This is a genomic window from Frigoribacterium sp. UYMn621, from assembly GCF_040549525.1.
Classification (GTDB): domain Bacteria; phylum Actinomycetota; class Actinomycetes; order Actinomycetales; family Microbacteriaceae; genus Lacisediminihabitans.
Genome location: NZ_JBEPTM010000006.1, coordinates 133,104 through 147,381, shown reverse-complemented (window position 1 = coordinate 147,381; position 14,278 = coordinate 133,104). Strand labels below are relative to the sequence as shown.

At 67.4% G+C, this 14,278-nt stretch carries 15 protein-coding genes and 2 riboswitches; of the genes, 5 read left to right on the top strand and 10 right to left on the bottom strand.

Translation table 11 applies throughout. The features are described 5' to 3' along the window. Position 1: 1 nt before the first annotated feature. The 5 genes from gcvH to ABIB54_RS11915 all read right to left on the bottom strand — a co-directional run bounded on the left by gcvH (position 2) and on the right by ABIB54_RS11915 (position 4,253). Positions 2 to 373 (bottom strand): glycine cleavage system protein GcvH, encoded by a 372-nt coding sequence (gene gcvH, locus ABIB54_RS11935; RefSeq protein ID WP_354575738.1) that lies wholly within the window; start codon positions 371 to 373, stop codon positions 2 to 4. 2 nt (positions 374 to 375) lie between these two features. Then, positions 376 to 1,512: a glycine cleavage system aminomethyltransferase GcvT gene (gene gcvT, locus ABIB54_RS11930; protein WP_502917124.1), complete on the bottom strand. Its 1,137-nt coding sequence runs from the start codon at positions 1,510 to 1,512 to the stop codon at positions 376 to 378. A gap of 36 nt (positions 1,513 to 1,548) precedes the next feature. Continuing rightward, positions 1,549 to 1,646, bottom strand: a riboswitch (glycine riboswitch). A gap of 1 nt (position 1,647) precedes the next feature. Continuing rightward, a riboswitch (glycine riboswitch) is annotated at positions 1,648 to 1,738 on the bottom strand. Positions 1,739 to 1,834: 96 nt separating this feature from the next. Beyond that, positions 1,835 to 2,422 carry a hypothetical protein gene (locus ABIB54_RS11925; protein ID WP_354575737.1) on the bottom strand — a complete coding sequence of 196 codons (588 nt, stop codon included), beginning with the start codon at positions 2,420 to 2,422 and terminating at the stop codon, positions 1,835 to 1,837. A gap of 167 nt (positions 2,423 to 2,589) precedes the next feature. After that, a complete protein-coding gene (locus ABIB54_RS11920; RefSeq protein ID WP_354575736.1) occupies positions 2,590 to 3,600 on the bottom strand; it encodes an aldo/keto reductase family protein in 1,011 nt (336 codons plus the stop codon). A gap of 32 nt (positions 3,601 to 3,632) precedes the next feature. After that, positions 3,633 to 4,253 carry an LON peptidase substrate-binding domain-containing protein gene (locus ABIB54_RS11915; protein ID WP_354575735.1) on the bottom strand — a complete coding sequence of 207 codons (621 nt, stop codon included), beginning with the start codon at positions 4,251 to 4,253 and terminating at the stop codon, positions 3,633 to 3,635. Positions 4,254 to 4,406: 153 nt separating this feature from the next. Here ABIB54_RS11915 and ABIB54_RS11910 point away from each other — a divergent pair, with 153 nt between their 5' ends. After that, positions 4,407 to 5,129 carry a J domain-containing protein gene (locus tag ABIB54_RS11910; RefSeq protein ID WP_354575734.1) on the top strand — a complete coding sequence of 241 codons (723 nt, stop codon included), beginning with the start codon at positions 4,407 to 4,409 and terminating at the stop codon, positions 5,127 to 5,129. A gap of 147 nt (positions 5,130 to 5,276) precedes the next feature. Beyond that, entirely contained in the window at positions 5,277 to 6,908 is a 1,632-nt protein-coding gene (locus tag ABIB54_RS11905) for a SulP family inorganic anion transporter (RefSeq protein ID WP_354575733.1), read from the top strand. Here the strand turns inward: ABIB54_RS11905 and ABIB54_RS11900 are convergent. Next, a complete protein-coding gene (locus ABIB54_RS11900; RefSeq protein WP_354575732.1) occupies positions 6,898 to 8,784 on the bottom strand; it encodes a pectate lyase-like domain-containing protein in 1,887 nt (628 codons plus the stop codon). The two genes, ABIB54_RS11905 and ABIB54_RS11900, sit on opposite strands and share 11 nt — an antisense overlap. A gap of 129 nt (positions 8,785 to 8,913) precedes the next feature. Here ABIB54_RS11900 and ABIB54_RS11895 point away from each other — a divergent pair, with 129 nt between their 5' ends. Further along, the gene (locus ABIB54_RS11895; RefSeq protein WP_354575731.1) at positions 8,914 to 9,351 is read left to right on the top strand and encodes a DoxX family protein; all 438 of its coding nucleotides are present in this window, start codon (positions 8,914 to 8,916) and stop codon (positions 9,349 to 9,351) included. Positions 9,352 to 9,492: 141 nt separating this feature from the next. After that, positions 9,493 to 10,392: an SCO6745 family protein gene (locus ABIB54_RS11890; protein ID WP_354575730.1), complete on the top strand. Its 900-nt coding sequence runs from the start codon at positions 9,493 to 9,495 to the stop codon at positions 10,390 to 10,392. A 40-nt stretch (positions 10,393 to 10,432) separates the two neighbouring features. Here the strand turns inward: ABIB54_RS11890 and ABIB54_RS11885 are convergent, their stop codons facing one another. After that, complete coding sequence (locus ABIB54_RS11885; protein ID WP_354575729.1) at positions 10,433 to 12,022, bottom strand: ABC-F family ATP-binding cassette domain-containing protein; 1,590 nt, start codon at positions 12,020 to 12,022, stop codon at positions 10,433 to 10,435. Positions 12,023 to 12,180: 158 nt separating this feature from the next. Between ABIB54_RS11885 and ABIB54_RS11880 the strand changes: the two genes are divergently transcribed. After that, the gene (locus ABIB54_RS11880) at positions 12,181 to 12,702 is read left to right on the top strand and encodes a mycothiol transferase (protein ID WP_354575728.1); all 522 of its coding nucleotides are present in this window, start codon (positions 12,181 to 12,183) and stop codon (positions 12,700 to 12,702) included. 69 nt (positions 12,703 to 12,771) lie between these two features. Here ABIB54_RS11880 and ABIB54_RS11875 read toward each other — a convergent pair whose 3' ends face one another. Genes ABIB54_RS11875 through ABIB54_RS11865 form a run of 3 tightly spaced genes read right to left on the bottom strand, consistent with a single transcriptional unit; the run spans position 12,772 to position 14,223 of the window. Further along, entirely contained in the window at positions 12,772 to 13,143 is a 372-nt protein-coding gene (locus ABIB54_RS11875) for a rhodanese-like domain-containing protein (protein WP_354575727.1), read from the bottom strand. Next, entirely contained in the window at positions 13,140 to 13,712 is a 573-nt protein-coding gene (locus ABIB54_RS11870; RefSeq protein ID WP_354575726.1) for a hypothetical protein, read from the bottom strand. The genes ABIB54_RS11875 and ABIB54_RS11870 overlap by 4 nt, the downstream gene beginning before the upstream one ends. Continuing rightward, on the bottom strand, positions 13,702 to 14,223 hold the full coding sequence (locus tag ABIB54_RS11865) for a hypothetical protein (RefSeq protein ID WP_354575725.1): 522 nt from the start codon (positions 14,221 to 14,223) through the stop codon (positions 13,702 to 13,704). Before ABIB54_RS11865 ends, ABIB54_RS11870 begins: the two co-directional genes overlap by 11 nt. Between the last annotated feature and the right edge of the window lie 55 nt (positions 14,224 to 14,278).

The window sequence follows — 14,278 nt, the reverse complement described above, 5'->3', positions numbered from 1 at the left end:
ACTACTCGCCCACCAGCGCGGTGTACTCGTCGAAGCTCAGGAGCGACGGAAGTTCGGTGAAGCTCACCTTGATGAGCCAGCCTTCCCCGAAGGGGTCGCTGTTCACGAGTTCGGGATTGGCCACAACGGCGTCATTCACCTCGGTGACCGTGCCGTCGACCGGGGCGAAGAGCTCGCCGACCGACTTCGTGGACTCGATCTCGCCCACGATCTTGCCGCTCGCGACGGTGGCTCCCACCGTGGGCAGATCGACGAAGACGACATCGCCGAGCTTCTCCGCCGCATAGGCGGTGATGCCGACGATAGCGATGTCGCCCTGAACATCGAGCCACTCGTGCTCGGCCGTGTAACGAAGGGTGTTCTGTTCAGCCATGACTATTTGGCCTCTCTCTGATAAAAGGGAAGTGCGGTGACGGATGCCGGTACGCGGGTCCCGCGCACATCCAGAAACAGTTCGGTGCCGAGTTCATGCACAGCGGGATCGACGTAGGCCATCGCGATGGGGTACCCGAGGGTTGGGCTGAGCGCACCGCTGGTGACCACTCCCACCTCCGTGCCGTCGGCGTCGAGCACCAGGTAGTCCGCCCGACCGGCACGCTTGCCATCGGCCCGCAGACCGACGAGAACGCGAGCCCCTTCGGCCGGTCCGGTTTCGACCGCGGAACGACCGACGAAGTCGCCCTCCTTCTTGAGGTTGACGACCCGACCGAGGCCGGCCTGCACGGGGAAGGTGGCGAGACCGAGTTCGTGCCCGTACAGCGGCATCCCCGCCTCGAGGCGCAGGGTGTCGCGGCTGGCGAGGCCCGCCGGCACCAGTCCGCTGCCCGCGCCGGTCTCGGCGATCGCCCGCCACAGGGCGGTTGCGGCATCCGGGGCGATATAGAGTTCGAAGCCGTCCTCGCCGGTGTATCCCGTGCGGGCGACGAAAATCTCGTGCCCCTCGAACTGTCCAGGGGTCGACCAGTAGTACTTGAGCTCGGCGAGTCCGGCGACGACGATGCCCGGCACCTGGCTCAGGATCTCGAACGATTTGGGCCCCTGGATGGCGATGAGCGCGATGTCGTCGCTCTCGTCGAAGACCTCGCAGTCGAATGGCGCGGTGCGCTCGAGCAGCTCGGCAGCGACCGCCTCGCGATTGGACGCGTTGGCGACCACGATGAAGCGGTCCTCGCCCGTGCGGTAGACGACGAGATCGTCGATGATCCCGCCCTCCCGGCCGAGCAGAAGACTGTATTTCGCCTGGCCGATGGCGACGGCCGAGATCTTGCCGGCGAAGGCGTAGTCCAGCGCATCTGCGCTCTCCGGCCCCAGCACCACGATCTCGCCCATGTGGGACAGGTCGAAGAGGCCGGCTGCGGTGCGCACGGCGTGGTGCTCGGCGAGGTCACTCGAGTAGCGCACCGGCATCTGCCAGCCGGCGAAGTCGGTGAAGCTCGCGCCGGCCTCCACGTGGACGCGATGGAGCGGCGAGTATCGTTCTTCGGTCTTCTCGGTCACGTTCTTGTCTGGCACGGAGTTCTCCTGGCGCGCGCGGGCTGCGGATGAAACTCCCCCTCTGTCACGAGCCTGAGAGTTTCACGCCGGAGCGCTTTCACCTTCGGCGGGATGGCGAACGTGAGAGTCCGGTCATCCACTTTCCAGAGTGGCCAGTTCGATGCGGTACGTAGACCTGAGAGATTGGCGGGGAGGCTTGCTCCTTCGGTGCCCGACCGGGGTCGGGCTCTCCCGCATCGCGTGTGCGGCCCAGTTTTCGATTGTGGGGCCAGCCTAGCAAGGGAACAGTGCAGCGTCGCCTCGGGGTCGACCGCCCGCCGTGGTCAATCGCTCGGTATCGTCAATCGCTCAGGCCGAGCCCGTAAATGAGGGATGCCGCGATGGTGGGGATCGCGACCAGCGCACCGAGCACCAGGGCGACGATCGCGAGCAGGGTGTTGGGCCGACCGCCTCCGCGCCGAAACGCGAATGCACCGAAGGCGATACCGAGCACCCAGGGAATGCCGAAGAAGAACACTCCCTCGGTCTCGTACATGTAGCGCAGCCGGGCACCCTGCAGGAAGAGCCCCAGCTGTTCAGCCCCGCCGAGGAGCAGGGCGGCCGCTGCCGTCGCAGCGCCGAACACGACGGCGAGGATCGTGAGGGCACCGACCCTCTCGCCGCGCGGAGAAGGACCGGCAGGTCTCCGGGCGATCACGAACGAGCGAAGAAACAGCACCAGTGCGGTCACGGTGAGGGAGAGCGCGATACCGATCGCGTACACCTGCTCGACCGGGGCATTCGGCGGGAATTCCGAGAACCCCACGATGTTGACGACCCCGGCCACGAGCAGGCCGAGCGCGACGAGGCGAATGAGGGTGACACTCTGGCCGGTCGCCTCCCGAACTGTGGGCGCAGGGGCGATCGGCGAGGTGGCCTCGTTCGTCATGGCCTCAGGCTATTGCCCTGCTGCGCTGCCCCGGTGCCCAAGTGCCCCGGCGTTCAGGGCGGAGATCCGGGCGACACGCCGCGCTGGGAAGCGCCCAGGCGGCGTGTCATCCAACGGATCCGCGGTCGGCTACTGCCGTGTCCCTCGCGGGGCTACGCCTCGCGGGGCTACGCCTCGCGCGACTTCGGAGAGCTGTCGAGCGTCTTGGCTGGGTCGTTCTCCACGACATCGCCCAAAGCCTCGTCGATGCGGCCGAGCAGTTCGGCGGGGATGGCGACCCCGGATGCGACGACGTTCTCCTTGACCTGCTCCGGACGGGATGCGCCGATGATCGCCGAGGCGACATTCTCGTTCTGGAGCACCCAGGCCACGGCGAGCTGCGCGAGCGACAACGACAACTCGTCGGCGATCGGCTTGAGCTTCTGCACGCGGCCGAGCACGTCATCCGTCATGAAGCGGGAGATCATGTTCGCGCCGCCCTTCTCGTCGGTGGCCCGGCTTCCCTCCGGAAGCGCGGCCCCCGGAGCGTACTTGCCGGTGAGCACGCCTTGCGCGATCGGCGACCAGACGATCTGCGAGATGCCGAGTTCCTTCGAGGTCGGCACGACCTCTGCCTCGATCACCCTCCAGAGTTCGGAGTACTGCGGCTGGTTGGAGATGAGCTGAACCCCGAACTGCTTCGCCAGGGCGGCGCCCTCACGAAGCTGGTCCGCAGTCCATTCGCTGACCCCGATGTACAGCGCCTTACCCTGGCGCACGACATCCGCGAAGGCCTGGAAGGTCTCCTCCAGAGGCGTCTCGTAGTCGAAGCGGTGGGCCTGGTAGAGGTCGACATAGTCGGTCTGCAGGCGCTGCAGCGATCCGTCGATCGACTCGAGGATGTGCTTGCGGGACAGCCCCACGTCGTTGTGGCCCTTCGGACCGGTGGGTCCGAACACCTTGGTGAAGATCTCGAGCGACTGGCGGCGCTGGCCCTTGAGCGCTTCGCCGAGCACGGTCTCGGCCATCGTATTGGCGTAGACGTCCGCGGTATCGAAGGTGGTGATGCCGGCATCGAGGGCCGCGGTGACGCAGGCCTTCGCGGTGTCGTTCTCCACCTGCGAGCCGTGGGTGAGCCAGTTGCCGTAGGTGATCTCCGAGATCTTGAGGCCTGAGTTTCCGAGGTATCTGAATTCCATGAATTCAACCCTACGCTCGCCCGTCGAGGGTTCTAGTCCTCCTCAGGCCACGGTGCGATGAACGATTCCACGGCCGAATCCATCAGTTCGATGAGTGCCTCGAGAAGGCCCTCCATGGTGGTCGATCGCAGCAGGGCGATCTGGTCGAGCTCGCCGATCGGCGCGATCGCGGCGAGTTGCCAGGCCGCGGCCGCTGGCTCGTCGGAGATCTCGACATCCGGCGACCAGAGCTGGTCTCCCGACTCGCTCGCCAGCCTCAGGGTTCGGCGCACCGCTTCCTCCGCCCGTACCCTCAATGGCATCAACTCGTCACTCCACACGAGCTCGGGGATGTCACGCACGCGGGCCGCCGGATGAGGATCCTCCTCGAGCCATTCGAGGATCTCGATGCGACGCTCCCCCTGCGCGACGAGCACGACGAAGTCTTCGGTGGCATCCAGTTGCTGGATCTGCGCGACGGTCCCCACCGTGAAACGCTGCTCCCCTCCGCCGACCTCCTGGCCACGTTCGATCAGCACGACCCCGAACTCCGAGGGCTCGTCGGACAGGATGCGGGACAGCATCACGAGGTAGCGCTCTTCGAAGACGCGCAACGGCAACGGCATGTGCGGAAACAGCACGGACCCCAGGGGAAACATCGGAAAGTCGGTCACCTCTACAGGCAACCACGAAGGCCGCCGATCGACTAGAGAGGGCAGCCTGTGAATCCGCCCGGGGCCCGGATTTGTACCCGGGCGAGCGCAATCGGGGCACAGCTGGGGCTGTCCCGCGTTCGGGGGGTGTTCTATCCCCTAGGATCAGACCCAATGGACACCCCGACCCATTACGAATTGCTGTGTGTGACCCCCGAAGCCACAGCCGATGAGATTCGTAACGCCTACCGCCGACTCATCCGGCTCTACCATCCCGACGTCTCCGGAGCCGCCGGCGAAGCGATGACGCTTCGCCTCAACGAGGCCAAGCGCGACCTCCTCGATCCGGCCCTGCGGGCGCAGTACGATCGCGCTCACCTGTACGCCGGAGCCGGGGTAGGCGGGGGTGCCTCCCGCTCCCCCGCGGCCCCGACCACCTCGGAGTCACGTGTCCACGACGACTGGCGCCCGCCGACGCGTGCCGCCGGTCCGAGGGTGTCGGCCTCGACGAACCGCGCACGCTATCGGGCGTGGATGATTGTCTCGGTGGCGTCGATCGCTGCGATCGTCACCATCACGGCCGTGGTCTTCGCGTGGAGCTACTCCGGCCCCCTCGGCCTGACGACTCCCCGCGTCATCCCGCCACTGGTGATCGCGGTGGGCTGGATCGTCGGCGGTTTCACTCGACCGTCGAGGTTCTTCGTCGCGATGCTGGCCTTCGGCAGCGTGCTCTGGCCGCTCGTCGCGATGGGCGTCACGCCGTTCTCGGTGCTGTCCGATTCGATTCCCCCGGTGATCCTCGCCGCGCTGACGATGCTCGGGATCTCAGTGCTCGCCCTCCGCATCTCCGCGCCCCTCGCGACCCGACTGTCGCGGTATCGGGCGGCCTCGGCCTGACGTCGCGGCGCGAGGGAAGCGCTTCGACTCAGTCGACGGATCGGATGTGCGCCCCGGGACCAAAGACCCCGGTGGCACCCCCGCGGCGGCGTAGCGTCGAGAACTGATGCCGGCCCTCGAGACTTCGGTACTCGAGGAGGCACCCGCATGACCGTCGGAAGCTCGATCCGTTCGCTCCTTCCCAGTTGGCACGACTATCGCGCCGTGAAGCGCACCTGGCGCGGTGACATCGTGGCCGGCATCACCGTGGGGATCGTCGCACTTCCGCTCGCGCTCGCCTTCGGGGTGAGCTCCGGCGCCGGGGCGGAGAGCGGGCTCATCACGGCGATCATCGCCGGCGTGGTGGCCGCGGTGTTCGGCGGTTCGAACATCCAGGTCTCCGGGCCGACCGGAGCCATGGTGGTGGTGCTCGGACCGGTGGTGGTCGCCCACGGCGCGGGGGTCGTCGCGCTGGTGAGCCTCGGGGCCGGAATCGTGGTGGTCGTGGCCGGCGCGCTGCGACTCGGTCGAGTCGTCTCCTACATCCCCTGGCCGGTGATCGAGGGCTTCACCCTCGGCATCGCCGTCATCATCTTCCTGCAGCAGGTTCCCCCGGCGATCGGCGCCACGGCCGGCAAGAGCAGCAATGCCGTGGTCGCTGCGGTCGAGTCCTTCGCCTCCGTGAAGGCGGAGACCGTCGCCTGGGCGATCGGTGCCGTAGCGGTCGTTGCCGTGGTCATGATCCTCGCCCCGCGCATCCATCCGAAACTGCCCGGCTCCCTGATTGCGATCGTGCTCGTCTCGGTGACCGCCTCTCTCGCCCACCTGCCCCTCGCCCGGATCGGGGCGTTGCCGAGCTCCCTGCCCGCGCCGACGCTGCCGGCCATCGATCTCGCCACTCTCGGCTCCCTGGTCGGGCCCATCTTCACGGTGGCCGCGCTCGCGGCGATCGAGTCGTTGCTCTCCGCGCGGGTCGGTGCCGCCCTCGCGGACACCGGCACCTACGACCCGGATCGGGAGTTGGTCGGTCAGGGGCTGGCATCAGTGGCATCCGGATTCTTCGGGGGGATGCCCGCGACCGGCGCCATCGCCCGCACCGCGGTCAACGTGCGCTCCGGCGGACGCACCCGGCTCGCGGCGATCATCCATTCCTTAGTCCTGCTCGGCATCGTCGCCCTGGCCTCGGGAGTGGTGTCGGGAATCCCCCTCGCCGCACTGGCCGGAGTGCTCATGGTCACCGCAACCCGCATGGTGTCGGTGGCGACGATGCGCAGTGTCGTCGGTTCCACCCGCTCCGACACCGTCGTCTTCGTGCTCACCGCCCTGATCACCGTGTCATTCGACCTGATCGTGGCCGTGGGCATCGGCATCGCCGTCGCCGCGTTCTTCGCGCTGCGCACACTCTCGAAATCGGGGGGTGTGCACCGAGAGCCGCTTCCGACCCCTGCCATGCCCGGTGACGAGCACATCGCGCTCTTCCGCTTCGAGGGCGCCCTCTTCTTCGGCGCTGCCGAGCGCATGCTCGAACAGGTGACGCAGATCACCGGAGTCGACGTCGTGATCCTGCGGCTCTCGCAGTTGCAGGTGATGGATGCCACGGGGGCGCGCGTTATCACCGAGATGATCCACGGTCTCGAGCGCCGCGGCATCACCGTATTGGTCAAGGGCATTCAGGAACGACACCTGCAGCTGGCGACCCGGGTGGGAGTGATCAGCTCCCTTCGTCACCAGAAACACCTGTTCGACGATCTCGACGCGGCGATCGACCACGCCCGCAGTCACGTGCGGGTCAGAAGCTGACCACGAAACTCGGGACGCCGACGGCAGCGGATGTCACCGGGGCGCCGGTGTCGTTCACGACGTGGTCGAGGGTTCCCGCTCCGAGTTGCACCGTGAGCAGGTCGTGCAGTTGCACGCCCGGGGTCACCGGCACCTCGAATCCCCGCGTGGCGTGGATGGTGGGGTCGACGTTGGTGAAGATGTAACTGCCGCCGCCCCACAGGGTGTGGGTCTTCACCGAGTCGGCGACCTTGTAGCCGGCCCAGCCGAGCACCCCGTCATGCTGCCACGCCGCCTGGTTCGGGGCGTCGTAGGGGAGCTCGTTCTGGAAGAACACCGTGGTGCCACGCTCGCCGTTCCAGATGACGTTGTACTTCTGGAAGTGCTCGGAGAAGAGGCCGGTCGCGGTGACATTGCGCCCGTTGATGACGACCCCGGTGTCCGAGGTATTGGACGTCCAGCCGACCCCCTGGCCGTGGTCCGCACGCCAGGCCCAGATGTTGTCGAGGAGCACGTTGTCGCTGTTGACCTGGAGGGCGACGGTGGCCTTGCCCACGTGCGGGCCGCCGATCCGGAAGTACACATCCTGGATGGCGGTCTGGTTGCGCGCTCCAGTCCGGCGCTGGTTGTCCGACTCCGCGTCGTGGTCGCGCCAGTGGCTGTCGCGCTTCGTGCCGATCTGCAGCAGCACCGGGGAATTCACCGCGCCGGCGTCGATCATGAGACCGGCGACATCCACTCCGCTGACGTCGGCGACGGCGAGCGGCACCGCACCGTTCATTGCGGTGAGAGTGGCGACGCCGAGTCCGAGCACCACGGTGTTCGCCCGCTTCACCGAGATGGTGCGGTCGATGTCGTAGACGCCGGGGGTGAACAGCAGGTTCTTACCGCGGGCGAGCTGGTCGTTGATCGTGCGCACCGGAACTCCGGGTGAGGCGACGAAGAAATCCGTGAGCGGGATGGCACGGCCCGCCGTCGGCGCACTCTGCCAGCTGGTTCCGACCGAGTCGGTGCGACCGTCCGGAACGAAGACGCTGTAGCGGTTCTTCGCCGTGTCGAAGAAGAGATACGGCTTCTCCCGGCTCACGGCGGTGGTCGCGAGGGTGGTGTAGGTGGGGTCGGGGAAGGCCTGGGCCGGCGCACCGGTCACTCCGGAGAACACCTGGTTCCAGACGCCGTTCGACCACGAGCCGATGGAACTGTTGCGCACCAGGAATTGCTGTTGCGAGCCGTTGACGATCGCGCCGGCCCTCGAGTCGGCCATGAACCCTCCGCTGGCGAACTGTGGCCCGGCGGTGCAGTAGTCCATGAAGGTGAGGGTGCCCCCGGTCACGTCGACCCGACGCATCGGCGCCGCCTGCGACACCGCCCAGAACTCGCCGGATGACCGGCAGTCCGTTCCCCCCGCGACATTGATCGTGAGGTTGGAGACCGATCGCCAGAAGTTGTCGAGCGCGCTGCAGTTGTCGGCGGTGAAGCACCGGTTGTAGACATCCACGTGCCCGTTGATGGTGACATCGCCTGGCGAGACCCCGAGGCCGGCAACCTCGGTGTAGTAGCCGACCTGGAAGACCAGCGGATCTGTCACGGTGCCGTAGACACCCGGCTTGAACAACAACGCGAAGCGCGCCGTGCCCATCTCGTTGTCGACCTGCTGGGCCGCGATGGCATCCACCGTGGCCTGGATCTGGCTCTGCGGCATGCTCGGATCGAAGATCTTCACGTTCGGCCCGAAATCGACGACGGCGGATCCGCCCGAGGGACGACCCTGATCGGCGAAGGCCGCGGGCGCGAACGCCGCACCGGAGAGGGCGATGGCCAGCGAGACGACGATCGTCGCGACTGTCCGCGCCGCGCGATGGACTGCGCGGTGGGTGGGGGAAGGGATGATGGCCATGGCGGAGTTCCTGCTCTCTTCGTTGAGGCGGGCGTTCGGGCGCACGATGATGGGAATCGTACGTTCGAAGCTGGCGTTGGTCAAGGTGCGCCGGCAGTCGGATTCGCGCCGCCCACCTAGGCTCGGAACGTGCCTTCATCGCCCTCAGTCCACCATTCCGTTCCCCGCACCATCGGGCGCCTGCTGCTCGCAGCCTTCCTTCTTCTGGCCGGGGTCAGCCATTTGACCTTCAGTCGCATCGCCTTCCGCGCCCAGGTTCCGCAGTGGTTGCCCCTCGACTCCGACTTCGTGGTGCTCGCCTCCGGAATCGTCGAGATCGCCCTCGGGCTGTGCCTCGTGCTGCTCAGCCGTCAGCGGGTGATCGTCGGAATCGTCGTGGCGCTGTTCTTCCTGCTCGTGTTCCCCGGCAACATCTCCCAACTGGTCACCCACACCGACTCCTTCGGGCTCAACACCGACCTCGCGCGTGGAATCCGCCTGCTGTTCCAACCGTTGCTCGTCGCCTGGGCTCTCTGGAGCACGGGTGCCTGGCGGTGGATCCGACGTCGTCGCCAGGCGACGTCATAGGGGATTCACCGTGACGACCTGGAGGTTCTTCATGCACACAAAGAACTCTCCCTCGTCGGCCATTCGGAGACATCAAGAACGGATCGTCGGACTGCCTGCCGCACACCGTCCGTGGCCCGAGCGGCACACTAGCGTTGAGCCATGACCGACCGCCAGCATCTGACCCGCGCGCTCTGGACACTGTTCGAGCCGATCCATGCCGTCGCATACTTCGCTCCCGAGGTGCGCGAGGCGTTCGCCGCCGTGGGACTCCCCCGCTACTGGGACGGCTACTTCGCCGGCCGCGCCGCCCCCCTCGGAGCCATCGGAGCGGCACCCGTCACAGCCATCTTCAGCGGATTCGCACCCTCCCTCGTCGAGCGGGCACTGCCAGCGGTCTGGCAGACAGTGACTCCGGATGCCGCCCTCGAAGCCCGCTCGATCGGTGCGGCCGCGAGTCTCCGCGGCCTCCTTCCCGACTCCGGGGCGGTGGCTCGCGCCGCCGACGCTCTCTCGGATGTCGCCGCACGAGCCGACACGGTCGGGCGCCCCCTCGCCGCGGCCAACCGCGCGCTGCCGAGCGAGCCGGATCCCTACCGTCGGCTCTGGCAGGCGACGGCGACACTCCGCGAGCATCGGGGCGACGGCCACGTGATCGCTCTCGTCGCGGGTGAGATCGCCGGACTGTCGACCATCCTGCTCCGGAGCGGCCTCGACCTCGACGCGACTGCCATGCAGCGCTCACGAGGCTGGTCGGACGACGAGTGGCAGAGCGCTCTCGGCGATCTGACGCGGCGCGGCCTCATCGATGGCGATGGCCGCACCACCGTTCAGGGCACGGCCGCTCTTGCCACGGCGGAACACCTGACGAACACGCTCGCCCTCGGGCCCGTCGCGCACCTCGACGATGCCGGTCTCCGCGAGCTGGCGGTGCTCCTCCGGCCCCTGGCGACCGCGGTCGGCACGCTGTTCCCCTACCCGAATCCTATCGGGATGCCCGAACCGTGGGATCCGGAGTCCGACCCACTGGCCGCGCGGATCCCGCGGGAACCCCGGGCCTGACGGGCCAGGCGGGTCAGGCGGGTCAGGCGGGCCAGGCGGGTCAGGCGGCGCGCACCTCGAGCGCGCCCGGCCGCGCGCCATCCGCTCCGAATTCGATGCGACGGTTCGCGACCTTCTCGCTGAAGAATCGATCGTGGCTGACCACCACGATCGCTCCGGGGAAGTGGAGCAACGCCCGCTCCATCACCTGGGTACTGGTGAGGTCGAGGTGGTTGGTCGGCTCGTCGAGCAGCAGCACGGATGCCCCGGACAGCAGGCACTGGGCCATGGCGACCCGCGCCCGCTGGCCTCCCGAGAGACTGCCGATGCGATTCTTGAGGTCGGCTTGCGAGAACTGGAACATGTCGAGGAACCTGCCGACCGACTTTCGGGTCGCCGTCAGGGCGAGGCTGTCGGGGTAGGCGTTGACCGCGTGGGTGACGGTGTCGCCGTCGTCGAGCGCGGCGAGCACCTCGTTGTAGGAGACGACCTTCGCGCCCGGTGACCAGGCGACGGTGCCGGCATCCGCCTTCTCCTCGCCGGTGAGCACCCGAAGCAGAGTGGTCTTGCCACTGCCGTTCGCGCCGCTCACCACGATGCGATTGCCGCGCCTGATCTCGAAGGACAGCCCCCCGAAGAGCGCCCTCTCGCCATAGGACTTCGCGAGTCCCTCGACGCGGCAGAGCACGTCTTTCACGTGCAGTCCGCCGTAGATCTCGGTGATGATCTGGTCGACGGGCCGCGGTGCGCGAGCCTTCTTGATCTGGGAGAGCTGCCTGTCGAGGCCGCGACTGGCCGCCTTTGCTGCATCGCGACGGTCGGCGATGCCTTCGGCCTCGAAGGCCAGCAGCTCCGACTCGTGCTGGAACTGGGCCTCCAGCGTCTTCAGCCGGAACTGCTTCTGGATGATGTACTCGCCGAAATTGCCCGGGTACTCGTGCAGGTGGTAGTTCTCGATCTCGATGATGCGGGTCGCAACCGCGTCGAGGAATGTGCGATCGTGCGAGACGATGACGGCGGCTCCGTGGAACCCGCGGAACCACGCCTCGAGCCATTCGACTCCGGCCACGTCGAGGAAGTTGGTCGGCTCGTCGAGCAGCAGCACATCCGGGTCTTCGAGCAGGATCTTGGCGAGGGCGGCGCGGTTGCGCCAGCCCCCCGAGAGGTCATCGATCGCGCACACCCGGTGGGCCTCGGTGAAGCCGAGGGTCGAGAGCGCGGTGTCGATGCGGCGGCGGTAGTCCCAGCCATCCAGCCGGTCCATCTCACCGAACAGGTCGGACTGGCGGTGGATGAGCGGGTCGAGGTCGGCGGTGGGGTCCGCCGCGATCGCGGCGTCGATCGAGGCGAGTTCCGCCTCGATGGCGGCGATCTCGGCGAAGAGACCCTCGAGCACCTCGACGATCGTCGCGGTGCCGTCGAGCTCGGAGAATTGCGAGAAGTAGCCGATGCGGGTGCCCGGTTCCACCGCGACCGTTCCGGCATCCGGGGTCACCTGTTCGAGGATCAGTTTGAGGATGCTCGTCTTGCCGGAGCCGTTGCGTCCGATCATCCCGACGCGGTCTCTGCCGTCGAGCCGGAAGAACGCCTCGCGCAGAATCGGCGTGTTCTCGAAGCGGAGTTCCACGTCGTTCAGTCGAACCAGGCTCATGCTGTCCTCTCCAGGGGCCGGTGGAATCGCCGGCCGCAGGGAACTCTAGCCGCTGCGCCCGAGTGCGGCTGCTGCTGGGGCGGTTTGCGGCGCTCCTGCCGCCGCGGAGGGGCAGAAAGTCCCTGTTCGGCCTCGCTCGGCGCGCGTAGCGTCGGAACATGACCACTTCTGCAGCCCTTCTCATCGACGCCTTCGGTCGGATCAGGGACTCCGTGCACCGTGCGGCGAAGGGAATGACCCCCGAACAGCTCTCCGCGCGCGTCGATGACGGCGCCAACTCCATCGGATGGCTGCTCTGGCATCTCAGCCGCGTGCAGGACGACCACATCTCGGAACTGGCCGGCACCGAACAGGCCTGGACCGCAGACGGATGGTCCGAGAAATTCGGTCTGCCGTTCGAAGTCGGTGCGACCGGCTATGGCCAGACCTCCTCCGATGTCGCGAAGGTCGCGGGAATCGCCTGCGACCGGTTCGTCGGATACCACGACGACGTGCACGATCGCACGGTGCGCTATCTCGGCACCCTCTCGGACCTCGACCTCCAGCGGATCATCGATCGTCGCTGGACGCCGCCCGTCACGCTCGCCGCTCGGATTGTCAGCGTGATCAGCGACGACCTCGAGCATGCCGGCCAGGCGGCCTTCGCGCGAGGAGTTCTGGAGCGTAGGACTGCGCGCTGATCTGGTCGGGCTGCGCACGCTTCTCGGGTGCGCGAGGGGGATCTTCTGCCATGCTGTGCCGCTCGGCGGTCACGGGGTCGTGACGATCGCCAGACCGGTCGATGCGGAGGCGTCGGAGATGCCGCCGACGTTCGTGAGGTGCGAGAAGCCCATCGCCGTCATGCGCGACACCGCCGCCGCTGCGCGGGAACCGGAGTGGCAGTAGACCAGATATGTTCCATCGGTCGGCAGCTGCTTCACCTGGCTGTCGAAGGCGGGAGACTCCACATCAACGTTGACCGCGCCGGAGAGGTGCCCCTGCGCGTATTCGCCCGGGGTGCGGACATCGACCACAACGGTCCCCGCGGTCATCGCTGCGGGCGCGGGGGACGGAGTCGAGCAGGCCGCCAGCCCGAAGGTGGCGGCGAGCACCAGAGCGAGCGATGCGAGCAATTTCTTCATGGGACAACTTTCCTGAGGTGGGGAGGGGACTCTGAGGAGGCGTTCGGCGTGTGATCCTCGTCGAGGATCGGGCGAGTCGGCGAGACGGTTCTCGGGAACAGCGGGCGGCAGGTCGCGCAGACCTCGCCGTCGATCCCGTCAGCAGATGCTCGATTGAGGCTGGCAGTCGCCCGTCGCTCGCTCGCCAATCGTTCGCGCAGTGCCCAGACCAGAAGCACGAGCGCCGCAGCCGCAACCACCGGACGCGTGACTCCCGTGAGCAGGGGCTCCACCGTGCGGGCGTCTGTGGCGAGGAAGAGTGCGATCAGACCGAAGCCGGGCCAGCGCGTGTCGCACAGGGTGGCATCCGCACCGATCGGTGTTCGGAAATAGCTGGCGATGACCAACCCGATGAGGAGCGAGCCGATGGCGAGGGCCGGAATCGCCCACCACACACCGGGAGAGGAAAGACGCCCGTCCGCGACCTCGACGAGACCCGACGCGAGCATCAGCCCGCCGAGAGCGACAATCGCGACGCCGGTGGCAATCATCCGGCGCCGGGCCGTCCACCCCCGCAGGTCACCGAACATGCACGGTCACCTCATCGGTCGCCGGTTCGAGATCCGGAGTGCGGACCGGGATCCGGCACGAGTTCTCACGCGAGAGACGCGCATACAGCGCCCAGCCGAGCAACAGAATGGATGCTCCGGCCAGGTAGGGCTGAACGGGCTCGAAGATCTGCAGCGCTCCGGTCGTGCCGAGGGCGAGGAGCACGATCTTGTTGCAGACCGGACAGCCGACGGCGAAGAACGTGATCATCCACCCGGCCACGCCGAGGCGGCTGTCAGACCGGCGGGGAGCGGCGCCGTCGGGATAGGCCACGTAGGTAGCCGTGACCAGTCCCGCGAGAACCGCGCTCACGACCAGAACCGGCCAGGCCCACGCGGTCGGCGGCACCTGCCGGGCGAAGAACGGTGTGTCGATGAGATCAGTCGGGATCGCGATGAAGAGAACCGTCACGGCCGCGGTTACGGCGGCCGTGGCCCAGCGCCGAATCCCCCAGCGACGAATCCCCCTAGGCACCTCGCTGAGAGTGACCATCCGCCGGCCTCCCGTTCCCCATGTCTGGTGTGCGATTTGTCTGGTGTGCGATCGA